The organism is Microbulbifer maximicatervae (SeqCode) (assembly GCF_052467815.1).
The window spans coordinates 4,780,211-4,804,465 of record NZ_CP174326.1; the positions used below are offsets into that span (position 1 = coordinate 4,780,211).

Genomic DNA, 24,255 nt, shown 5'->3' on the forward strand with positions numbered 1-24,255 from the left:
TACCTAATGCAAATATCTATCAAGAGCCTCCTTCATAATTATCTTTCCCAACTACTTTCAATTGTGACTAAAATTCCGCAGGAAATATTTCACAAGCAGCTGGCACATGACATGTTCAGCTTAGCCGAGAATGCAAAAATTGCAGCCAATTTTTCTCTTCGCGGATATTGCCCACTCGTTGACCAGAAAATTGTGACATTTGAAGAAGATGGGAATACAAAGGAAATTATTCTGAGAACCATCCAGAAAACACTAAATTATTTAGATTCTTTACCCGAAGTAACCGATCTGGACAGTAGTAGAAGAATCAATGATAAAGCGGGTTTCACAACAGTGGATCTCCCACAGCCACAATATATCCATCAATATATAATTCCAAACTTCCTATTCCACATGAGCATGGTTTATGCAATTGCACGCCACTGCGGTGTACCCCTTAGCAAAGGCGATTTTGATGGGTTCCACAGTTATCCGACTGGATTTACTTTTATTTAAAAGCCTTCCTAGATATCCAGCCCCAGTTTTTCATTCACAGTTTTGGCTTCAAATTCTATATCAGCCACTAGCCACCCCGGCATAAAGAGCAACAAAGATTAAACCTTAATCTTACGATGGTACCAAAATATTTTATTTTCAAACCCTTTAAATCCTCCAAAAAACTTGACCACATCCATCAAAAAAAATATAAACGCGCTTCAGCTAAATAGTAACATCACCTTTTAAAGGAATAGAGGTAACGGGCATGAAAATTTCTAGATGGTTTCTACTACTCCCGGCTTTGACAATCTCCAGCTTCTCTATGGCTGTAGAAAAACCATTTTATTTAGGAATAGGCACTGGCAACTATGCTTTTGATGGTCAAAAAGACCTCCCAGATTATTATCAAGCAGGTGAGCAATTTACGGATCATGCTCGCTCGACCGAGATATATGTCGGCTACCAATTCCATAAGTATTTTTCTGTGGAGGCCGAGTACAATCACTTTAACGAGACCTACAGCACTTACGCAACCAGTGTCACATATATTACTGATGATGAGACTATTAATGCCGACAACATTCAGATAAATTCTGTTGTTCAGTACCCCGTATTGGAAAGCCTTACTTTGAACGCCCTACTAGGCATTTCATACACTAGGGTCGACAGTGTATATAGGCCAAAATCAAGTTGGCTACACGATGGCCCCTTAAGCCCTATTGATGAATCCAAGGATAATAGTTTCGATCTGACCTACGGTATTGGAGCGACCTACAACTTTACCGACAGCTTTTCAAGCAGGCTGCAGTGGACAAGAATCGATAATGACATCGTGAGAATAAGCGGGGCCTCTCTGTCACTGGAAGTTCGCTTCTAACCAATCGTTGAAGAATCCTTAAGGAGCACAGATTTACGGTGCTCCTAACCTCCCCTAACATTGACAACACTACCCACCCAGGAATAGCGACTACTTGGTCAAGAAGCTTCCAAAGTGCAACCCTGGCAGGGGCTATCCGCGACGTATACTATATACCCTAAATGTCCAATCTTTAGCCAACACAATGATTTTTAAGGATTTTTTTATTCTTTAGGTTGACTTGTGCCAGGGGCATCTATAATATCCGCACCCGTAACGCGCTCGTAGCTCAGCTGGATAGAGTACCTGGCTACGAACCAGGCGGTCGGAGGTTCGAATCCTCCCGAGCGCGCCACACACGAAAAGCCCGCACCGAAAGGTCCGGGCTTTTTTTATACCTACTCACGCCTCTCTCAATCCACAAGAAACCTAAACCTCATCCCTGCTGATTTGACACTCCCCCTCCCCATAGCATCCCCACCCTATATCAGCAATACTTTCCCTACACCGATTGACCCAGCCAAGATATTGCAACAAGGATGGCTGCAAGGGGTTACCCATAGGGCTTCCGTGAGAGAAGTGACTGAGCAAGCTGAGGTCAAGCCACGCACCCCCTTCCGCCAGCGACTTTCCAGCTGAAGTTCTTCAAGACGGTGTGCTTAATCTCGTATTTTCATTTGGAGGATCATCAACTCAATCCCTTACTACACAACCTGGCAAGCTAAATGAATTATTTCACCAGCTCATTGGGAGTAGAAATTTTGCCTCTACGCTCAGACTGGCGTATCCAATACAACAGCAACCTTTCAAGATGGAGCCTACGAGGCAATCAATATTGTGTAATTTGGTAGTGGCAACACGGGGAATATCATCCAGTGATATTAATAGCGGCCTTTCCAGGCAATTGGACGGAGCTACAAACCTCGCCCAACTCGATCTCTTTTTCAATTCCCAATAACTACGCAGCTCAATTTAAAAAACTCCAACAATAGCACCCTAAAAAATACCCGCCACAAAATCGCCATAAAATTTGTAACACTTTTGATAAGCCAGTAAGTCTCTTATTAAATTATTGAAAGATAAGCGCATCAAATTTGATTTTTATCAACCTCTAAATTCAAGCCCTACGGTAATGCTCCGCTATCCGGATGGTCAGTCAAAATATGCATCACCACATTCAACCAGAATGTTACAAATAACGCTTTTGCTTCGATTTGAAATAAAATCCTAATAGTCGCCCCACCAACCAAATCGTAAACCATCGCTCTTCAGCGAGTTTCAACCGGGAGAGATTGCGACAAGGTCAAGCAAATGCCCTGCGACAGCCAGCACCTAGCCAAGCCTCCCTCACTATCAACTCAGATAGCGTTACCTCGATCAAAACAACCCCTGCCAACATATTGCCAGCCCTTAATGTCGCCAAACATCAAAAATAATCCAATAGCCGAAGAAAATGCTTGACTCTGCGCCTGCCTATCTATATTGTGCGCCTCCTCGACGCGCTCGTAGCTCAGCTGGATAGAGTACCTGGCTACGAACCAGGCGGTCGGAGGTTCGAATCCTCCCGAGCGCGCCACTTTCAAGGGGCTTACGTTTTTTGACGTAAGCCCCTTTTTTATTGCGGCAACCTCAACCCAAATCGCAGGGCTACGAAAACAAGGAGAGGTTTTCAGGGGTAACACTATGGATATGGACATCACCAATCTGGACATGCTCGAGCAACCAGGCTTGCTGGCCATAGCCTTTACCGCAGTACTCGCTGTTAAGTACGGTGACACAGTATCTGAGCCCACCGCTCAACCTCGGGACCTTAACCGTGAGTTAAGTGCCACCAACCCTGTATCACCATTACAGGCCCAACAGGCAGCCCAAATATGGCAGGGTTTGAGCTTAACTGTGCACCGCAGGACTCAACACAGACGGATTTCTACACAATAAAGCTCCAGAGCACCGCAGCAATTCCCGGCGACGGCCTACCAACTGCACAAGTGGAGCCACCACCTCCAACTCAGGCCTCCACTCCACCTCTAATATTGGAATAAATAGCGCTCCAAGAAATACCATTTTGCTTTTTGGCAAAGGCGATATCATTACTAACGTCGATATCACGGGTCCTGCTGCCTGATCCACCTCTGGTAGCATTGAGATCCTGGGGGACTACAACAATATGTCCGTTAATACCGCCTCTAGGTTTAGCCAAGATGGCTTCGAGATTGGCAGTGACTTAAAATTTATATCTAACAACATCATTGAGAATAACGGCGAGGCCGGACTTCCGATAAACGACTATTTCAACGACATAGTAAGTAACAGTGTGACAGAAAATGGCCAGTTGGGTATTAACCTGAGTGGCGACTCAAGCAATTCGATTGCAGGCAACACTATATCCAATAATGGGATTTCGACACTATCGAGCAATGGCGGCATTATCGTCACCAATTCGAACAGCTTGAATAACCAAATTACTGGAAATACCCTAAACAGCACCCAACAATTTGGCCCTGTAGCCCCCTTTAACCCAGACTGCAATAAGGGAAATCTTTGAAGTGGAAACCAGTTTACCATTTCAGCCCCCTCATACTTAGACTAACAGCCCAACAGAGGAGCGGCTTGCCCTGCAGTCGAGCACCCCCCCCCCCGATCTCACTAAGGCCATTCCCAGGATTTAAACAACAGCAAACAAGACACAAGTACCAAAATTGCTGTTCAAGGTTAAACCAAGTTGAATCAAGAGTCTCAATAGTTAAAAATGCATGAGGAGCTGTCAAAATCAGAAGTAAGGGACTACATGACTGATATCCTCAAAGATATACTCCAGTTTGTTCAAAATATGGGGCTAAAGAATGGCCTCTTTGTCATATTTTTCATCTTTGCACATTACCTGCTTTTCTGGATGTACAGTGGTCGCCTAAAGGACCGCCAAGTTGAAATTGACCGACTTGCAGCAGATAATAAAGAATATAGGGATAGGTTTTTAAAGCTGATGGATAATGCCTTCTCTTATTCGCCCCCGACCAGAAAAGCCGCGCCTAGAAAGCCAGTTAATGAAAAGGAGTTTGAGTAGTGCTCTATCTATTGCCCGCAATTGCTCTAGCTTTCATTTTCGCCAAAATGTACCAACTTCTGGAGGTGAAGAAACATGATCAGCACTTATTTGAGTTTTGTCAGTTACGGAGAGATACGATCAACTACCTCTCTAACTCGTATACTGACCTATCAAGAACTGATTATATTGCCCTAAGAAAGACCAATGATGCACTTAGCACTATCATTGCCGGCTATAAAGAACATAAAACAGTAGTGTTCAATCTCAGGTTGTTTTCAGAGTATGTCAACCAACTAAAAGCCTTTGAAAAAAAGGCAGAAAAAATATCAACCAATAATCCCGAGATACAAGAACTACTAAACAGAGTTCATCAATCAATATTTAATGCATTCCTCGCATTTACACCCTACCTAAAATCCGAGTTAGCTTTCACCGTAATAATGAAACTGATTTCTCTGGGAGTAAATGCTGGAGCCAATTCCTTTAGAGAGCATTTGCTTAATCTTAAGGAAGCTAAATCCTTGCTCACCACTTTTAAAAAGCACTCCTCCCCCTGCTGAAGCCGCCACTAGCTCAGCCTGAAAGATTCACACATTAGCGTACTGAGAGGCACAGATACCAAAATGTATACATATGAACCTCTCATATCAATTAAATTGAGGCCGACCAGATAGGAAAGACCTCCCTCAGGATCAAAGCTTTATGATGTAAAAATCAGCTAAAATCGGAACCTGCAGTCAAATAAAAGATAACAAAAATCAATAAGTTAATACATAAGTACGCCCTATTCCTGGAATCTACATTACTCAAAATTAGGACAAATCCTCACCAAGCGCCTCATCTACAGAAAACAACTAAATAGTCATCTTATAAATTTGGAAAACTAATCATCCACCTTCAATATATCGATAATTTCGAAAAAATCGATATACGAAATAATCATTACCAGAAAACTAAAAATAAGACGCGCCAACCTTAAAAGCGCACCTTTTTCTCACAAAAATCTCCCAATAAAAATAAAAAACTAGGGACCACTAAACCCATAAGAATTAATATCACATAGATTTTTCACCGACTCCACGCTTTACAAAACCAGTCTCCTCTGATTGGTCAACCTCGAAGATTCAGTGTCTATACCCATGTAGCGTCAATACCTGATAGGTGCGGAAATGGAACTCGGTTATATTCTTGTTATCTGTACAGTGATCATCGTGATCTTTACTGTCTGCGCCTATCTGTATAACTATATCCTTACAGCGAGCGCAACATTTTATCACTCACCAGTGGGTGACAATGAGAATACGATACGCAGTCATTTAAGAGATAAAGACACGATTAATATACTAGTTGTTGATGGCGGTGGTATTCGTGGACTTATTCCACTCTACGTCATCAAGCATTTGGAGGAAGCTCTCGGACAGCCAGTTGACGAGCTCTTTGATGTATTCAGTGGTGTGTCAACAGGAGCGGTCATCGTTACCGGATTGAATGTCCGATCTTCTCATCTGGCTAGAAATTATGCTGACATTGATTCCAAAACAGACCTGCTCATTGACTTGTACAAGGCAAAGAGTAACTACTTATTCTCCACCCCCTGGTATCATAAACTCTTAACGGGCTCCGGCCTCTTCTCACCCAAATATCTGGGTCGTCGCCTTCATAAGGTACTGGAGAAGCACTATACACCCGAGCTGAATTTCACCGACCTGAAAAACTATGTGATTATTCCTTCTCTCAGTGTAAATACCGGTGAGCTTCACCTCTTCAAAAACCGGGGAGAAGATACTAGCGCACTTCCCACCAACAGTCTTTATCAGTTGGTTACGGCTGCTGTTAGTGGGGTTTCGTTATTCCCTCCCGTCGGATTTATGGCTGATAGCAATGAGATAGATCACAAATATTTTGCGGATGCAGGTATTTCAGCTAACAACCCTGCAAGTGTAGCGCTTCTGGACATTATCAAGGAGTTCCCTCACAAGAACTACTATATATTAATTCTTGGCTCTGGAACCTCACCACTAACTAGTTCAAAAGTTAAATATAAAGAATTAAAGAACTGGGGCATAATACAGTGGACGCGAGATGCCATCTCCAGTGTTCAGAGATCAATGGATGAGCAGCAGATCCATGCACTGGAAATTGCCAAGCTTCTTTCTGACAATGTAAAAGTTAAGTACAACTATCTCAATGTGGAGGTGACGGAGCCACATGTCGGTCTATTCGACTACGACAATATTGATTCTCTCAAAATTCACTCAGATCGACTCATCAAAAACAATGGAGAAACGATACAGCAGGTAATTGACCAGTTGGCCACCGCCAATGGATAAAAGCTCACCCGGCTAACAAAGGACAATTATCCGAAACTTATAGCGGCGACTCAAAGTACTTTGAGTCGCCGCTATAAGTTTAATCAGAGAGCCCCCAAACTGGAAAACAACTTAACAATCACCTCACCAATAAAAAATAAATATTTCAAAAAAATATAAGGTTTCTCACTGAAGCAAAGCCAATGACACTATCGTTCAAAAAATTAACTTGGTCGACACTTTAATCATGTCAAAACGAGCTTATCTGTTAGCGACTATAATCATTCTAACACCTTACTTCCATACATACGCTAGAGCTGGCGAGCTTCATGATCGAGAAGCGAGGAACAGATGTGTAAAAACCTGCAAAAATAGCTATTACGACTGCATTAAAAATAATGAAAATCAAGATTGGTGTGTAGATAAGAAGGAGCATTGCGATAACATTTGCTATGAATACGAAGAAGATCGCTGGCGTTGGTACCGCGAAAAATCTTCAACACATTAACAGAAATACATAAAATAGAAATATCATGTAAGATTACCCCCACTAGAAACGCAAGAGTTTAACCTTATCGCCCAATATTTTCTAACACGTTGAAAAGGTAAAGCAAATTGTATCAACCGATAAATAGATGAGTACTCTTTTACCTTAGAAGGCTGTGCTTCAATAATATATTTTGTTAAAATATGGACCTGACAAAGAACTCTCCAAAAATGAGAAAACATGAAACTCCTTTCTATCAATACATCCAAGAAAGTTGACATTGAATACAAGGGTAAAACCGTCACAACAGGGATGTTCAAAAATCCCGTTCGGGGTAAAGTTTTTGTAGGCAAAGGCAATCTTGAGGGAGATGAGCAGGCAGATTTGAAAAATCATGGCGGTCAAGATATGGCAGTATATGCATTTTCTTTTGATCACCACTCTTTTTGGAAGAAGCAGTTAGGCAGAAAAGAACTCAAATATGGCTTGTTTGGTGAGAACTTAACAATAGCCGGCCTCCAAGAAGAGGAGATCTATATTGGAGAGCAATTTCGCATTGGCAGCTGCATTCTAGAAGTAAGTCAACCTAGAGTACCCTGCTTCAAGCTAAATATGGCCCTCGAAAATAGGTTTGCAATCAAGATTCTCACTAGCAGCTTTAACTGTGGGGTATATTTTAGAGTCATTGAGGAAGGCCATATTGAAAGCGGAGATCTATTTAACAAGATATTTAAAGCTCCAGGCTCAGTCAGTGTACAATCATTGTTCAGAGCTTTATTTGATAAGCAATTTTCTAATGCAAGGGAGGTACTCCAAATAGCAAGTACTCTAAAGCCGTTATCCCAAGAGTGGAAAGAAAAAGCTACAAAACGACTATCCAAGCTCTGATGGTTGATAAATCCATCATGCTCACTACTTGGTAATATACTCCCTGGAGAGCAGATGCTTAGACAAGCATTTAACTAAAGCAAGAATCTGACCATCAACATCCCCCCTTCACTATTCAATTTATTAATGATTATTTTTCAGCAATAAATATTGGTTTTAATTTTTATCACCAATAAAAATCCAAGTAATATTAAATATTTCAATTTCTTGTCAACCGCTTCCATTTAAAGACGTTTCAGCTAGTACCCCATGTCATATATAAAGGGTAATTCATTGGTGCTTTGGTCCCAGACTGCAACAAACAAGGAACAGGTTGATGAGCATTGAAATCTTTATCAAATATAAGATACTCATATTTCTATTGATATTTAGTATTTATAGTCAAGCCCAACCCACACCTCCCCCACCCGGAGAGCCAGGAGGAATTGAAATGGGGACTGCGGAGCAAATTGAACTAGGGAAGTTGCTTTTTTTGATAAGGAGCTAAGTGGAAATCGAAATATTTCATGTGCAACGTGCCATCACCCATCCACTCATACCGGTGATACTCTTTCCCTGCCGGTGGGGGAAGGTGGGCAGGGATTAGGGAATCTACGCGATACTGGTATTAGCAATGACGCTATAGTCCAACGTGTCGAACGCAACTCTCAAGGGCTTTTCAACCTGGGACGCGGTAATGTACAGCATCTATTCCATGATGGACGTGTTGCTATAGATCTCAACGAAGAATCTGGCTTTAGCAGTCCTGCCGGGTCAGATTTACCTCTTGGCCTGGAAATATAGTCTCAGTCCAAGCTATGTTTCCAGTTACCTCGGCAACTGAAATGGCAGGGCAAGATGAAGAAAACGAAATTTCTATCGCTGTAGCAGAGGGCAAACTTGCTGGTGAAGACGGCGTATGGGAATTACTCGCTAAGAGACTTCGTGATATTCCTGGTTACTTTGAATTTTTTGCGGCGGCTTATCCGGAAAATGTGGAAACCCAAAGCGATATAACATTTGTCATGGCTGCCAATGCTATTGCAGCCTTTGAAATTAGCGCTTGGCAAGCTCTTAATTCGCCATTCGATCAGCAATTAAGAGGTGAAGATGCAATGAGCGAAGCTGCTTTACGTGGTATGGCGCTATTTAATGATAAAGGCTGTGCAATCTGCCATGCCGGCCCACTCCAAACAGACAATCTATTTCATGCTATCGCTATGCCACAAATTGGCCCTGGCTTGGGAGATAACAGAGAGGGATTCTCAGACGGGCTTGAAGATTTTGGCCGAGAACGAGTCTCAGGTAATAGTGCAGATCGCTTTAAATTCCGCACGCCATCATTACGAAATATTGAATTAACCGCGCCCTATGGGCACTCTGGTGCTTATACAACTCTTGAGAGCATTGTAAATCACTATAACAATCCTGTTCTCTCCTTAATGACCTATGATCATAGCCAGGCCATATTACCTTCTCGAACCGATTTAGATGAAATAGACTTTACCGTAATGAACAGCCCAGCTCGGACTGGATCGATAGCACAAGCCGCACTACGAGAACCCTTGTTAAGACCCGCCAATATGTCTGCAAGTGAGGTTTCTGATATCGTAGAATTTCTGAAAGCATTGACCGATCCAAATAGCCTTGATCTAAGTGAGAATATTCCCGGTTCAGTACCCAGCGGTTTGCCAATATCTGATTAACTCCTCTGTGCACCTGGAATCAAATCCAAAATCTCCAAGTGCACATATCCCCCATTAAATAGAACACAATATTTACAAAGTGAAAATACGCCTTGTGAAATCACAATTTATTATATACCCTGCAAAATCTCACATACGGTTTTGAAGATATCAGCAAATAAAAGACAGCAGAAAAAGCCAAAACCAACCATTCATATTGGAAAAGATATAGAAGCCACAAGTAAATAACAAACGGAAGAACAAGCACTGCCAGCTTTTTCAACCCAATACTGACCACATGTAGTGATGCATAAATACAAATTAAAATAGACAAAGATACACAAACCAACAACAATGAAGATGATGAGGTTATCGTTGTCATTAGCATCCCCAGCAGAGCAAAAACGACTACTCCAAAATGTCTTAGCTTGGGCTCCAATGCTCCCATACTAATGGGAGCTGCCATATATCCAACAATATGATATCCAGAAACGATCACCATTAAAGCCGCCCAACTATCAGCATGGGCAAGTACAACTGCAGCTATCAGCCAATTAGTGAGCATCGAGCGTCTTGATAAATTGTGTATAGGATCTAAAACAGCCAGCCATCGTGGCATTTGTCCTACTGAGGCCATTGCAAATAGAATTCTCGACGATGCTCCCAAATAGGTATATCCAGATGCAGAGGGGCTTATTACACTGTCAGCAAGTAGTACCATCGCAAGAAAATGCAATCCAAGCAGCGTCGCCAAGTCCAAAAGCGGTGAGTCAAAATTAATTCCTTTCCACCCACCATTTTCCACCAGGAGGTCATTCGGTACTGACGCCATAAAAGCGTATTGTAATGCCAGATAAACGAGCGTCATGATTGCAATTGAAAAAGTGACGGCCAAAGGAATATTACGCTTTGGATGTTTTATTTCACTGGCAAATGCAACACTGATCTGAAAGCCATTAAACGAGTAAATTAAACCCGCCCCAATAACTGCAGAAAAAGCACTTTTGAAGCCAAATTCCTGACTAGGGTCAACTGAGAAATTTGACCCACTTGTATCGTTACTAAATACAACTATTAACAATACGATTATTGCAAATGTCGGTGTAAATATTTTTAGTACAGTAATAACATTATTGATCTTGGCAAGAAATCGTATTCCATAATAGTTAATCACCAAGTATATAAAAAGAATACTTAAAGCCAATACCTTTCCCCATGGGGTCAAGGTATGATTATCAATTAACAAAGAAGAATCTATTGCAGATGAGAGGTATTGGGTTGTTGCCTGCGCCTCGGTTGCAACAACCATTAATGTGCCAAACCAGTTAGCGAACGCAAATGGCATCCCAAAGATGCTATTGTGTGACAGTGCACTAGACTGTGCTAGGGCCCCACGAACCGGATAGAATGCAACTACCCGACTTAGACACAAACCTACCATCAAGACCAAAAGTGCCGCTAATATCCAAGCTCCAAAAGCCCAATTACCGGCATAGTTTGCAGTAAGTTGTGCACTGAACAACCAACCCGAACCTATCATACAGGTGGCACTAAGCAGCGTAGCACTCAACAGAGAAACGCGTTTTTTCCCGCCTTTGGCACGACCCATATCAACCGTTTTCTGGAGTGTTTCGCAGGTATCGTATCTATTTAACCTGATTGGCCCTGCTGCCAGTAATATTAGTTTAGCTAGCTCGATTCATTTTAACCACGGAACAGTAAGTTATCCTTTTTGTTCAAGGTCAGAAATCAAAACTAAACATGAAGCTATTGCGCTTTAGGAATAAAAAGCCGTCTGTATTTAGTAAGTTAAATAAACTACCACCAACTCCCTTAGGGGCCAATACGCTTTACCAAAATACCTCGACTCTCAATACAGTCGCTTTATCAAGCTTTAGGTGGTAAAAGCCTCTCTCTCCCTAAAGACAAGTTTTGGAAATATTTTCTAGCTCAAATGCTATAGTGAATCGCTCCCATATCCAGTAGTATCATGGATACATAGTGGTACTGCACAGGCTACCTTGGCTGAAATCAAGCGGTAGGTACTAAGCATCCACTGAAGACTGAGCAAAGCTCCAACGGTCACAACTTTGAATATCAATATATTCCTTCAAGATTGACGTAATACGCCCCCTCATGCGCCAGAACTGACCTGGCACATAATTAGTCGCAAAAGCTATTGAAGCCTTGCATTCAGGAACAACTAAAAGGTAAGCCGTAGCAGCATTATCAGTCACTCCACCATGATGCAGCGCTAACCATGACTTATCATCCTTTCCTAGCTTGACACTAGCCACCCTCCAACCAAGTGAGTATTTTTCCTCATTGATCTCGCCACTACGCAATTTTACCGGCATTGAAAGCGCTTGTAGGGCCTCTACTGACAGATACCCTACTCCATAGGTGGCTTGAGCCATTCGCACTAGATCAGTTGGTGTTGAAATAAAACCTCCACCACCAAAAAGGAAACTCCTATCTCGCTTGTCGAGCGAGCGAACATGTAATCCTTCTTTGTTCACACTGGAATAGTAAGTTGCTTCACTCTCCTGTCCGGCAAAAGAGGTATCCAGTTCAGTAGCCTTCATTCCCAAACGATCCCAGACCTCAGAGCTAAGATAATCGACATATCCTTTTGAAGATGCCTCTTCGATAACAGCAGATAGCAATATGTATCCATTTGATGAATAGTGCTGCCCGGTTCCAGGTTCAAATAAAAGAGGATGTTTATCGAATACGTAAAACGCATCCATAGGACGTTGATGATCCTTTACATCAATGAACTCAGCTAAATCTCTCTCAGGAGTATCGTGTGGCACTCCAGCAGTGTGTGCCGCAAGCTTAGCAATACTAAATTTCGACGTATATTGAGGACGCTCCAGATAATCACTTACTGGCTGTCGCAAGTCCAGTTTCCCGGTAGCAACTAACCGGGCCACAGCCAAGCCAGTCATTGGTTTAGACAAGCTGCCAACCGAATATTGGGTATCCGTATTAGCTTCCAGATCCTTTTCAATATCGGAATATCCTACTGCTCGGGCAAAAGCTAGTCTATTGTTAAGTCCAATTGCAACAGATAGTGATGGTAAATTAAACTCTTCCTTTAGCTCTACAATCTTCTGTTCCGCGCTATAAAATTTATCATCAGCAGCATAGGCTCTCAAACTCAAGCCAGCAAATAACGCTACCAAACCAAATAATAAATAATTTTTTAACATTTTTTTCACTTCGAACTTACCATAGCCACACCGGAACTCTTTACCCAATGAAGCACACTCGCTTATCAACTGCTAAAGTTTGCAAATATTCCCAAACCGAGGTGAGCCATATTGAATCAACAACAAATTTATTAGACGCATCTAATGCTGAAAATGGATTCAGCAAGGCAAACTTTTTTATTGCCGGTCGCAAACCTACAGTACACTGCAATATTTCCGGTTTAACACTTATCAAAGCTCGTATAAGTGGATGCTCAGTATTTACCTAAAGTGACGACAAGCGTTAAATCGAAGCCACCAAAATTTGTGCAAGTTCCTTGGGCATATCTATCATCACATCATGGCCACAGGGAATGGTCATCGCTTCCCAACCAACTTCTCTCTGAGCTTTTTTGAAGAACGGCCCGCCAATACCTGGCGTCCACCCAGTCGCGTAGATATATCGATATCGAGCTACCTGCTTCCACAATCCTTGCAGCTCTATTGCTTGTACAAAAGACCCCAACGGATGATCGACACAGTGTCGATCCACCCAACCCTGATCTTGCATGCCGACCCCAAAAGCTATAGCCGGAGTTGGCGCTACACGATAGCCATCCCCCTTGGTTCTAGCAGCTTTCTGAAGCTCCATGCCGATATCAGCGGGCAAAAGATCGATGACATTTTGTCCATTTTCTGGGACCAAGGCATCGAGATAGACTAGTGAGCGAATATATTGATGCAATTTGTCAGCAACACCTGTTATTACCACTCCGCCATAGCTATGGCCGCACAGAACAATATCTGTTAACTCTTCACAGGCAACAACACCGAGGATATCTTGAATATGCGTATCTAGGTCTATCGACTCACATAGTAGGTGTGCCCTCTCCCCAAGGCCAGTCAAAGTCGGACAATATACCTCATGGCCATATTGCCTAAGTAACGCTGAGACCCGCTTCCAACACCAGCCACCCTGCCAAGCACCATGAACCAGGACAAATGTTGCCATATTGGCATCACCATTAGCCGGACATGCCGACTGTATAAATTGTCACCGCTTGAGTTCTCACAAGTATAGAAATAAACAAACAGTTGACACATCTAGGGCGATTGACCTAGCATTAATGTGTCTAGGTCGACCGTCCTAGTCGTATTAATGCCAGGTCAAAAGGAGATACAGCATGGCAAGTCTATTTCACCCCTTCGACTTATCCGGTCTTCAACTTACAAACCGAATGGTTATGGCACCGATGACGCGAAATCGGGCGGACAAAAATGGAGTCGTAACCCCTATAATGGTTACTCACTACCAACAGCGGGCAAGCGCTGGCCTAATTATCGCTGAATCATCTCCTGTCTCTACCCAAGGCATTGGATATCCCTATACACCAGGTATATACACTACTGAGCAAGTTGATAGCTGGAAAAAGTTAACCCATGCAGTACATCAGGCTGATGGGAAAATCTATATACAGCTGCAACACTGCGGTCGGATATCCCATCCCACTCTACAGCCAAGTGGAGAGGTTCCCGTTAGTGCATCGGCAATCAAGCCAACTGGACAAGCTGTTACCTACGAGGGCAAAAAGGATTTTGTCTATCCCCGCGCATTAGAAACTTGCGAGATTCCAGAAGTCGTGGAGCAATTTGGTTTTGCAGCACAAATGGCGAAAGAAGCTGGCTTTGATGGAGTTGAAGTTCACGGTGCTAACGGTTATCTAATTGATCAATTTCTGCGTGACGGAACTAATCAGCGCAATGATGTCTATGGCGGGAATATAGAAAGCCGGATGCGCCTCTTAAACGAAGTCATTGATTCCATATTGGAAACTTGGCCTTCAAATCGCATTGGCATACGTCTCACACCAGAGAACAGTTTTAATTCAATGTACGACTCCAATCCACAAGAAAATTTCGAGTATGTATTACAGCAGCTAAATTATCGAAATATTTCCTACGTGCATATTTTGGAAGGCGACATGATAAAGAATAAAAGGACTTTAAACTATCAAGCTCTACGCGAAAGTTTCAAGGGTGTTTACATTGCCAATAATAGCTACAATCTTGAACGAGCTCAAAAATCCCTAAAAAATAATAGTGCCGACCTAATTGCATTTGGAACACCATTTTTAGCTAACCCTGATTTAGTATACCGACTTAAAAAAGGCATACCACTCAACCAGGCCGACCACTCGACTTTTTACGGTGGAAATGAAAAAGGCTACACCGACTATCCATTTTTCGCAACTCAAGTATAAACTCAATAATGTGATCCCTATGGAAAAAATAGACACCCGAGACCGAATCATCGCCATAGCAGATGACTTATTCTATCAGCAGGGTTTTGAACACACTTCGTTCAAGGATATCGCAAATCTATTAAATATATCCAGAGGAAACTTCTACCACCATTTTAAAACAAAAGACCAAATCTTATCTGGCGTTATAGAAAGAAGACTAAAAAAAACCAAAGCAATGCTTGAAGAATGGGAAAAACAAGGAGACACACCCAACCAAAGAATCAAGTGTTATATCCGTATTGTGGATGCTAACTGGGATAAAATTAAGGATTTCGGCTGTCCCGTAGGCACGCTATCCAATGAACTTGCCAAGTTGAATCATTTGAATCGCAAAGATGCCACTAAAGTTTTCACCTTATTCCGAGAATGGCTGAGAAAACAATTCACACAAATTTCCCACAATATTGATGCAGATAATCTTGCGCTACAAGTACTCTCTTGGAGTCAGGGAATTGCAACCATGGCAACCGCTTTTCAAGACAAGAGCTACGCCGAGCAAGAAATCAGTAAAATGTGCCATTGGGTCGATACATATAGAAGGGAAAAATAATATCATCTGTAAGGAAGAGCAAGTATATGTTTATTATCTTGTTGAAATTTTCAGAGAAAAAAGCACACGCGGCAAAATATATGCCAGACCACAAAGCGTGGCTTCAGAAAGGTTTCGATGATGGAGTATTTCTATTATCGGGCAGTATTAAGCCTGGAATCGGCGGGGGCATTTTAGCATTCAACACCACCCATGAAGATCTACTAGTACGTATCAACCAAGATCCTTTTGTCTCTGAAAGTATCGTTAGCGCTGAAGTCATAGAGATTAATTCATCGAAAGCTAACCAATCGCTTAAATTTCTATTAAATGCTGAGAGAAATTAATATGACTACACAACTTACTCAAGGTTCTGACGGTAACTACCGCTGTAGCTGGTGTTTCTCTGCACCAGAATTTCTGCAGTACCATGATAATGAGTGGGGATATCCAGTTGATAATGATTTCCGACTATTTGAAAAATTATGCCTGGAGGGTTTTCAAGCCGGTCTAAGCTGGCGAACTATCCTCTCAAAGAGGGAAAATTTTCGGGAGGCATTTCACGACTTTAACTTTAATAAAGTGGCTCACTTTAACAGGAAAAGTATCGAGCAATTAATCACAAATAAAGGGATAGTTCGACATCGAGGAAAAATTGAAGCAGTTATTAACAATGCAAAATGTGCCAAAGAAATCGTTAAGAGTGAGGGCTCTCTTGCATCATTTGTTTGGAAATATGAACCTGAAGATAAAGTACTTGCAAAACCTCAATCTAAGTCTACTTCAAGTGAATCAATTGCATTATCGAAAGACTTAAAGAAGCTAGGCTGGAAATTTGTAGGTCCAACGACAGTATATGCCTTTATGCAAGCAATGGGACTGGTTAATGATCACCTGGAGGGGTGCATAACCCGATCAAAAATACAGAGGGCTAGAAGTAACTTTATAATACCCTGATGTCAGACAACATGCTTACCACTAAGGCTAAAACAACCTTGCTTTATCTCAGAAATATAAATCTGAACATGAGACAAAAATTTAGCACGCTACAAATTAAAGTCAAAGCAAAGAGATCAAACCGCTTTCCCTCACCTATGATTTCATACGGTGAAATTGAGGAAGGGAAAGACAATTTTATAACCCGCAGCTTTAACTCTTTACCAATTAAAACTACCTACTTCTTGTGTGAAAAAAATCCAACACCTTTAACGACAACGCAGTTAAGTCCGCCGTTTGTTCACTATCTACATTCTTTATAATACTTACAGAACGGGCATGGTCGGGGCAAAGCATCAGGACACTAGTAGCGCCAACACTCGCACCATCAATCATCTTAACATTTGGGTGCTCCTGAATAACTCTAATCAGGTCTACATCCTCTTCTGAATTATACCGATCTAGCAAGGTATTGAAAGCAACGACCCAGCCCACACCAAAGTCCAGTTCATCGCCACTCGTTAGAGTACCTGGAGTAAAAAGCTCAGAAATCGATTCATCACTCAAGTAGCGGCTATCAAGATGAGATAATGCAAACCTAACCAGATCACTTGGTGTTGAGAGCATACCGCCGCCGGCGTATTTATAGCTGCTATTCACCTCAGGTGAATTGCTAAGACTCTCCCCCCAATAAGAATAGGCCCTCTGCCTATGAGATATGATAGGAGAATTCTCATCAAAGGTACTATTTTTTAGATTTAGGGAATCAAATACTTCCTCTTGCACTAACTCCTTAAATTCAACTCCTGATGCGGACTCCATCGCTGCAGCAAGTAGTGTCCAGGCATAGGTTGAATATTGGAAGTCTGTTCCAGGATAGAAAAGTAAATCATCATCTTTAAAAATATCTAATGCATCTATCGTAGAGCTATATTCCACATTAGATAGTATTTCCTCCATAGAGCTATAGTAGCGTATGCCAGAAGTGTGATTTGTTATCTGCCTAAAGCTAATATCTGCATGTGATCCAGGCCACGCTTCCACCAATGGACCAACATAGGAATCCAACTCAATGACTCCCCGATCTTTTAATCTCATTAAAGCAGCTGCTGTAACAACCTTTGATATACTTGCTATCCTCAACTTTGTCCTTCTTGTCATTGGAACATGAGATTCCAAATCAGCATAGCCATAGCCTTTTGCCCAACTAACATGCCCATTTTCTCCTATAGCAACACTAACTCCTGGCACTGAATCCTCAGAAATCACGCTATCAAAAAGATCATCCAAGTTATCTATATGAGATTCTGCATTTGCAGACTGAAATAAAGCGCACAATAAAAGCGCTGTACTAAAAGTAAAACGTTTGTACATATTATTAAATCCTTTTGAAGTGTATAAACTACGTGAAAATACTTTGATGACTGTATCAATCAAACAGAATACAAACAAATGGAAGTTACTCATACCACAATAGATAGCTCATTTTTATTTGTGATAATCAGTAATGACTGATAAAAATCCACAAAAACATAAGATTTTCTTATTTTTTAACTGTATTTAAGCTACTAAACGGACAGATCCCTACTTACCAGTAAGCTCTTACATAGCCTTCATCACCACGTAGAAATACGAAATTAAGCGCTATGCAATATCCAGCCTCAATTACATCCCTTAGTACCAACAACAGATGAGACGTTAATATAAAACTCACTTATATAGCTACTCTCTATTTCCGTAAAGTAACCTCTAAGTTCTAGTAGTAGTTGCGATAAAATTGCCCGGCAACTTCAAAAACAATTCTTCCGACAATATCTCATCCACGCCTACTTTCCAGACGACCACTTACAAACATCCATTTCTTTATCAAAATCGGTATCCTTTAACGATGCCTTCAAACACATCCCCTAGGATTTTTCGTTGCCCCTACTCCACAGTATGAATATAGTTGGATAGGATAAGAATTAACCTAAAGATCTAATAGTTAATCCATAAATATAGCTGGACTAAGCTTTGAAAGTACTCACTATAGTGGAACATCTGTTCAAGCTTACCACCAATGTACTAATAGAGCTCAAACAATGCGCCGCCCCACAAAGTTAACTTTTAACCACCGCCACTCACAAAACCTAGGATTAATACAAAGTGCCATATTTAAAAGTTAAATTATTAGAATTTACAAATAGCATTTAGGCTATAATTACAACACCACATCAATTTGCACCTTACTAAAATATCTTGTCAAATCTTACAAATGACAGTTTACGTACCAGCCACTATTATTTTTATGATTGTTAAGAACTGAATAAACCTGCTACAATCCTCACTCCGGAGGACATAATTTTAGTGAGCAAAAAAACATGAGCCACAAGTTAATATTGGCATATAACGGCTTTGGTTTTCATTAGCAACTCTCAGCTAATGGAGATCAAAGCTGAGCTACCGCTACTTTCGAAACCCTCACACCAAAAATGAAATGAAGCAATACTATGCTTCCATTGAAAATGAACTAGAAATTTTTATAAAAATTAGGGACCGGAGAAAACCCGCAAACCTACCGCATGCTTGGGAGGACTACTTTCGTTGTTTTGAAAGATCTTGGAAACGCCACCGCAGAGCGCAGTGGAAAAATAACTCCCCCCAATCAAAACCCTCATAAATATTCCCACCAAAGACTTCAACTTAATTTGCACCAACTGATTAAGCTGTCGTTTTTGGTAAATCTTATGCTTGATAGATGCAATTTAAGTTCGCTCTATCATTAAGTAACATTTATATTTTTTACACTTCGATCTGATCTCCATAGGGATATCGGTAGATATCGCAGCCAGTCGAGCCAAGCCAACAAGAAGCGAGCTGTTTACCAATCAAGTTTCGATCTAAAATTAAAAAAGTCAGAGCTTAGCCCCTATTGAAGAATCCATTTTTTCTGACAATAACTCCACATATGTACCAATTAACTTCTCTTCTATTTGATGAATGAAGGTAGCTAGAAAACACAAGTGCTTGATATACTTGAAGACCATATGTTTTAGCAAGGCAAAGTAAACCTAGTTAAAAGCTAAGTATCTGGAAGATACTCACTTAAAGATTAAATTCAGCTTGGATGAATATTGATTCGATGAATAAAACTATATTATTTAGTATTTTAGCAGCAATCACCATCTTCACAGGATGTGGTGGCGGCGGTAGTGAAAGCACGGAAAAGTCGGTATCGGACTCACAAGCAGCTCCTGTGTCAGAATCTGGACCCGAACCTGAACCTGAACCTGAACCTGAACCTGAACCTGAACCTGAACCTGAACCCGAACCCGAACCCGAACCTGAACCCGAACCCGAACCCGAACCCGAACCCGAACCCGAACCCGAACCCGAACCCGAACCCGAACCCGAACTATTCTCTACTGCCACTATTAAAGCAGTCGAGAATATAGGGAATGCTCAGGCTAGCTTTCAAATTGAGTGGGTTTTAAATGATGAAGTAAATGCCAAACTTCAACTCAATCATTTTCAACTTGATGGCTCCTTCGGCAGTATCGTAGGGTCTGATGGCAGTACCCCAGACGCGAGGATTCTCTTTGATTCAATCTCCAAGGATGCACATACTTTTAAGTTCCATGTTCCGCTTCATCTTTTCCAGCCAAACACCAATAAAGATATCCAATTTCAACTACATGCCGTCGATGCTGAGGGGGGAATTATAGCTTCAACTCAAGCACTGGATACGCCGGAAACAGATGAATCCAAAGATCTTATTAGCTATTTAAAGTCAGATAATTCCACTGACTGGGAGTTATTTGGATACTCAACGGCTATCTCTGACGATGGTACGGTTATGGTAGTTTCTGCATCCAGTTACTCCGGTAAGGAGGACTCTCAAGGTGCAGTATATACCTTTGAACGGAATGAGAATTTTGAATGGGAACAGAGAAGTAAGCTGATTGAAGCTAACCCGCAGGAAAAAGCTTATTTTGGGCGGAAATTACAACTTTCAGCTGATGGAAAAATACTAGCAGTGATGTCAAAAAACTTTATTTTCCATCTATTTAAACGTGAAAATACGGATTGGAAACTTTTTAATACGTTTTCTCACACATATGACTGGAATGATAAATTTCTATATAGAAGTCCATTAGCCTTATCTTCAAATGGTAAGCGCTTAGCGGCTAAAACCTTGGAAGGCATTTCCATTTATGAGATTGACATCTATGCAGAGGAAGGTTCCGAGGTAAAATACTTACAAACATTGGCTCCAAAATTTACCGGCTCAGATACAGATACGAAATTTCCAGAAGAATATCTCTATGAATCCAAATTTGGAGCAGCACTTGCTTTTTCTAAAAATGGTGAAATATTAGCTGTTGGAGCACCAATGGATTGGATTGACCCAGGCGATAGGGAATATACACCATCAAGCTCTGATAATCTCGATTACGGTGCAGTTTTTGTTTTTCGAGAGACTGATACCCAAATCTGGGAGCAAGCCGCCTACTTAAAGAGTTCTGACTCTGATTATGGTCAAAATTTTGGTTACTCTGTTTCTCTTTCCCAAAATGGTCGAGTACTTGCTATCGGAGCGCCTAGAGAAGTAGGCTCCGGTAGCGGAGTTACTGCAACCCCCCCAGTAGAATTTGACTACGACTATCTATACGCTGGTGCGACTTATATATATCGAGAGCCTGATGCAAATGAAAAGGTTGACCCATGGTCTGGATACAATGATAGTAACCTGCCGGGGAATCCGGTTTATATAAAGTCTCTCTCTCCACAGAGCAGCGAGTATTTTGGTCAATCAGTTCAGTTATCTGGTGATGGTGGCATTTTGGCTATCGCTGCTCCGAACAATAATGGCGGGGCTACAGGTGTGGGAGGACTAATTGAAGATCAATCTAAGCTAAATTCTGGTGCGGCCTACATTTATCTCTATAACGCTCTATCTGGTACATGGGAAACTGGCAACTATATCAAGGCCAGTAATACAGATTCTCGTGATATGTTTGGACACAATTTGGCAATATCATCTGACGGGCAGACCTTAGTCATCGCAACACCTTTCGAAGATGGGAATTCTGATGGAACTGAAGGTGTCGGGCAGGATAACAATGATGCACCTTTAGCCGGCGCAGTGTATGTATATTAATTAGCTTCTTTCAATTAACCCAGGGCCCACTGACAATAACCAACGTATCGGTAGGCCCTGATGGAACATTTTAATCAACAATCATCTTTAATAAATTAGCTTTATATAACAGGATAAACAATCATAAACTTACGTCAACGATAACTAAATTCAATTGATACAGTTGTAGTAAGTATGAGTTATCTTATTACTGACCCCATAATCCCCATGTATATCTGGCACTTTGGCAATCATCGTCATTTTAATGGTTGCCATCTCTTTCCCCCGCCAGTCTACTATTGTTTCACCAATATAGCACTCCTCGAGAGTGTAATTATCGAGCAGGTAATCGCCATTATCATAGTAAAATTCAGCATAGCAATACATTTCGCCTGCATGCTCTTTTTTCTGAAAACTAACACCTTCAACATAAATATTACCACTAATATTCCATGCTCTTTCACAGTCTCCATATACGGATAGGGGCATAAGCATAGTCATCAACACAACAAGCAGTATAGTTTTCATTAGAATTCCTTTCAGTGATTGAAACGTAAAACATTAATAGTCAGATACAAGGTTGATTTAATAGGCTCTATCATTCTACCCATCTGACATAGTGAAACATATAACAAGAAAGGCACTCTATCACTGTGTAATATCAATATCGGTAAATTGGCCTATCCCATCACAATAAAAATCCAGAAATCCAACTCCATCTTAGATCTATTGTGATAAATGGTCAGGCATCATCTTGAGCCACATAAACCGTGCTTGAAATATTTATTTCCCCCTTATTTTCTGGTATTTTTTTATATATCTAACCTAATCCTCATCTACATAGAGAATAATAATGAAGGATTTTTTGATTATTGGTGGAGGTCATAATGGCCTAGTGTGTGCTTGCTACTTGGCAAAAGCGGGAAAAAAAGTAACAATCCTTGAGCGCCGATCTATAGTAGGCGGCGCTGCGGTTACTGAAGAGTTTCATCCAGGTTTCCGAAACTCAGTGGCAAGCTACACTGTGAGTTTACTCAACCCAAAAATCATCGAAGATCTGAACTTGCATGAGCATGGCCTGGAAATCAAATTACGGCCACAATCTAACTTTTTCCCGCTGTCAGATAGAAAAAGTCTCTCCTTCCATAAAAATCTTTTGGATACACAAGCAGAAGTCGCTCGCTTCTCAGAGAGGGATGCAGCTACCCTACCTGACTTTTATGCCATGCTGGAATCCGTAGCTAATATTCTGCGTGAGGAGCTATTGCGCTCTCCCCCCAATGTGGGTGGCGGCTTTGCGGACTTGGTGCGTGCAGGCGGCTTTGGTTTAAGGGCAAAGAAACTGAGTATGGCATCACGCCGTGATGCGCTTGACTTATTTACCAAGAGCGCCACGAGTGTATTGGATGCCTGGTTTGAAAGTGACCATGTCAAAGCAGCATTCGCCTTCGATTCTATTGTCGGAAACTATGCGGCTCCCAGTACCCCCGGCTCCGCTTATGTACTATTACATCATGTGTTTGGTGAGGCTAACGGTGAGAAAGGTGCTTGGGGGCATGCCATGGGCGGTATGGGTGCTATCACCCAAGCTATGCTTAAAGAAGCAGAACTCCTCGGGATTACTATTCGTACAGATACTGAAGTTAGCAAGGTGTTGGTTAAAGGAGGTAGTACTAGCGGTGTACAGCTAAGTAACGGGGAGACGATTACAGCCAAAAAAGTAATCGCCAATGTCGGCCCTAAACTGCTCTACTCCCAAATGATTGATGAACAACATCTAGAACCGGAATTCCGTCGCCGCGTGCGCGCTTTCAGAGTAGGTTCCGGTACTTTTCGTATGAACGTGGCACTGTCTGAACTGCCAGACTTCACCTGCAAGCCCGGAATTCATCTACAACCGCATCACCAGTCTGGAATTGTCATCGGCCCCACAATGAACTACTTGGAGCAGGCCTATATGGATGCAATCCAACACGGCTGGTCAACACAACCTATTGTAGAGATGTTGATTCCCTCTACTATAGACCCCTCCCTGGCTCCTCAAGGTCAGCATGTCGCCAGCCTTTTCTGCCAACAATTCGCTCCAGAACTGCCAGATGGCAAAAGCTGGGATGATTGTCGTGAGCTTGCAGCCCAAACTATCATCGATACTGTCACTAGACATGCCCCCAATTTCCATGACTCCATCATCGCCCAACAAATTCATTCACCGCTAGATTTAGAGCGCAAGTTTGGCTTGATAGGGGGAGATATATTTCATGGCGCCTTGGGGCTGGACCAACTGTGGAGCAACCGCCCTTTTATGGGCTTTGCTGATTATCGCACACCGATTCGGGGGTTGTATCTCTGCGGTTCTGGTAGCCACCCCGGAGGTGGAGTTACTGGAATTCCAGGACATAATGCTGCGATGGAGATTTTAAGGGATAGATAAGGGTACCCCATTGGCG

20 protein-coding genes, 2 tRNA genes and 1 pseudogene are annotated in these 24,255 nt (G+C 41.8%); 18 read left to right on the forward strand and 5 right to left on the reverse strand.

Annotated features, from left to right (window positions below; translation table 11 throughout):
- Positions 1-6: 6 nt before the first annotated feature.
- The 12 genes and pseudogenes from ACJJIW_RS20595 to ACJJIW_RS20650 all read left to right on the forward strand — a co-directional run bounded on the left by ACJJIW_RS20595 (position 7) and on the right by ACJJIW_RS20650 (position 9,748).
- Positions 7-495, forward strand: coding sequence for a DUF1993 family protein (locus ACJJIW_RS20595; RefSeq protein ID WP_444936227.1), 489 nt, complete (start codon positions 7-9; stop codon positions 493-495).
- Positions 496-742: 247 nt separating this feature from the next.
- On the forward strand, positions 743-1,354 hold the full coding sequence (locus ACJJIW_RS20600) for an outer membrane beta-barrel protein (protein ID WP_444936228.1): 612 nt from the start codon (positions 743-745) through the stop codon (positions 1,352-1,354).
- Positions 1,355-1,611: 257 nt separating this feature from the next.
- Positions 1,612-1,688 (forward strand) — tRNA-Arg (locus ACJJIW_RS20605).
- 1,144 nt (positions 1,689-2,832) lie between these two features.
- Positions 2,833-2,909: transfer RNA gene (locus ACJJIW_RS20610), tRNA-Arg, on the forward strand.
- A gap of 107 nt (positions 2,910-3,016) precedes the next feature.
- Positions 3,017-3,271 (forward strand): hypothetical protein, encoded by a 255-nt coding sequence (locus tag ACJJIW_RS20615; RefSeq protein ID WP_444936229.1) that lies wholly within the window; start codon positions 3,017-3,019, stop codon positions 3,269-3,271.
- Between the two features lie 211 nt (positions 3,272-3,482).
- A complete protein-coding gene (locus tag ACJJIW_RS20620; protein ID WP_444937377.1) occupies positions 3,483-3,878 on the forward strand; it encodes a right-handed parallel beta-helix repeat-containing protein in 396 nt (131 codons plus the stop codon).
- Between the two features lie 204 nt (positions 3,879-4,082).
- Positions 4,083-4,397, forward strand: a complete 315-nt coding sequence (locus ACJJIW_RS20625) for a hypothetical protein (protein WP_282932121.1) — start codon at positions 4,083-4,085, stop codon at positions 4,395-4,397.
- Positions 4,397-4,939, forward strand: coding sequence for a hypothetical protein (locus ACJJIW_RS20630; RefSeq protein WP_444936230.1), 543 nt, complete (start codon positions 4,397-4,399; stop codon positions 4,937-4,939). The genes ACJJIW_RS20625 and ACJJIW_RS20630 overlap by 1 nt, the downstream gene beginning before the upstream one ends.
- A 609-nt stretch (positions 4,940-5,548) precedes the next feature.
- Positions 5,549-6,709, forward strand: coding sequence for a patatin-like phospholipase family protein (locus tag ACJJIW_RS20635; RefSeq protein ID WP_444936231.1), 1,161 nt, complete (start codon positions 5,549-5,551; stop codon positions 6,707-6,709).
- Positions 6,710-7,415: 706 nt separating this feature from the next.
- The gene (locus tag ACJJIW_RS20640; protein WP_444936232.1) at positions 7,416-8,063 is read left to right on the forward strand and encodes an MOSC domain-containing protein; all 648 of its coding nucleotides are present in this window, start codon (positions 7,416-7,418) and stop codon (positions 8,061-8,063) included.
- A 480-nt stretch (positions 8,064-8,543) separates the two neighbouring features.
- Positions 8,544-8,846, forward strand: a pseudogene (locus tag ACJJIW_RS20645) (cytochrome c peroxidase); the annotation flags it as partial.
- A gap of 14 nt (positions 8,847-8,860) precedes the next feature.
- Positions 8,861-9,748, forward strand: a complete 888-nt coding sequence (locus ACJJIW_RS20650; RefSeq protein WP_444936233.1) for a cytochrome-c peroxidase — start codon at positions 8,861-8,863, stop codon at positions 9,746-9,748.
- Between the two features lie 100 nt (positions 9,749-9,848).
- Here ACJJIW_RS20650 and ACJJIW_RS20655 read toward each other — a convergent pair whose 3' ends face one another.
- The 3 genes from ACJJIW_RS20655 to ACJJIW_RS20665 all read right to left on the reverse strand — a co-directional run bounded on the left by ACJJIW_RS20655 (position 9,849) and on the right by ACJJIW_RS20665 (position 13,933).
- Entirely contained in the window at positions 9,849-11,336 is a 1,488-nt protein-coding gene (locus tag ACJJIW_RS20655; protein WP_444936234.1) for an APC family permease, read from the reverse strand.
- Positions 11,337-11,772: 436 nt separating this feature from the next.
- Positions 11,773-12,990, reverse strand: a complete 1,218-nt coding sequence (locus ACJJIW_RS20660) for a serine hydrolase domain-containing protein (RefSeq protein ID WP_444936235.1) — start codon at positions 12,988-12,990, stop codon at positions 11,773-11,775.
- A 235-nt stretch (positions 12,991-13,225) separates the two neighbouring features.
- Positions 13,226-13,933: an alpha/beta fold hydrolase gene (locus ACJJIW_RS20665; protein ID WP_282932115.1), complete on the reverse strand. Its 708-nt coding sequence runs from the start codon at positions 13,931-13,933 to the stop codon at positions 13,226-13,228.
- Positions 13,934-14,105: 172 nt separating this feature from the next.
- Between ACJJIW_RS20665 and ACJJIW_RS20670 the strand changes: the two genes are divergently transcribed.
- The 4 genes from ACJJIW_RS20670 to ACJJIW_RS20685 are packed head-to-tail and all read left to right on the forward strand — an operon-like array spanning position 14,106 to position 16,710.
- Entirely contained in the window at positions 14,106-15,182 is a 1,077-nt protein-coding gene (locus ACJJIW_RS20670) for an alkene reductase (RefSeq protein WP_282932114.1), read from the forward strand.
- Between the two features lie 19 nt (positions 15,183-15,201).
- Entirely contained in the window at positions 15,202-15,774 is a 573-nt protein-coding gene (locus ACJJIW_RS20675) for a TetR/AcrR family transcriptional regulator (protein ID WP_444936236.1), read from the forward strand.
- 26 nt (positions 15,775-15,800) lie between these two features.
- Complete coding sequence (locus tag ACJJIW_RS20680; RefSeq protein ID WP_282932112.1) at positions 15,801-16,100, forward strand: YciI family protein; 300 nt, start codon at positions 15,801-15,803, stop codon at positions 16,098-16,100.
- 1 nt (position 16,101) lies between these two features.
- Positions 16,102-16,710: a DNA-3-methyladenine glycosylase I gene (locus ACJJIW_RS20685; RefSeq protein WP_444936237.1), complete on the forward strand. Its 609-nt coding sequence runs from the start codon at positions 16,102-16,104 to the stop codon at positions 16,708-16,710.
- A 213-nt stretch (positions 16,711-16,923) separates the two neighbouring features.
- Here ACJJIW_RS20685 and ACJJIW_RS20690 read toward each other — a convergent pair whose 3' ends face one another.
- A complete protein-coding gene (locus ACJJIW_RS20690; RefSeq protein ID WP_444936238.1) occupies positions 16,924-18,156 on the reverse strand; it encodes a serine hydrolase domain-containing protein in 1,233 nt (410 codons plus the stop codon).
- Positions 18,157-19,795: 1,639 nt separating this feature from the next.
- Between ACJJIW_RS20690 and ACJJIW_RS20695 the strand changes: the two genes are divergently transcribed.
- The gene (locus ACJJIW_RS20695) at positions 19,796-21,829 is read left to right on the forward strand and encodes a hypothetical protein (RefSeq protein WP_444936239.1); all 2,034 of its coding nucleotides are present in this window, start codon (positions 19,796-19,798) and stop codon (positions 21,827-21,829) included.
- A gap of 150 nt (positions 21,830-21,979) precedes the next feature.
- Here ACJJIW_RS20695 and ACJJIW_RS20700 read toward each other — a convergent pair whose 3' ends face one another.
- Entirely contained in the window at positions 21,980-22,336 is a 357-nt protein-coding gene (locus ACJJIW_RS20700; RefSeq protein WP_282932106.1) for a hypothetical protein, read from the reverse strand.
- 325 nt (positions 22,337-22,661) lie between these two features.
- Here ACJJIW_RS20700 and ACJJIW_RS20705 point away from each other — a divergent pair, with 325 nt between their 5' ends.
- Positions 22,662-24,239 (forward strand): phytoene desaturase family protein, encoded by a 1,578-nt coding sequence (locus tag ACJJIW_RS20705; RefSeq protein WP_444936240.1) that lies wholly within the window; start codon positions 22,662-22,664, stop codon positions 24,237-24,239.
- Positions 24,240-24,255: the final 16 nt, after the last annotated feature.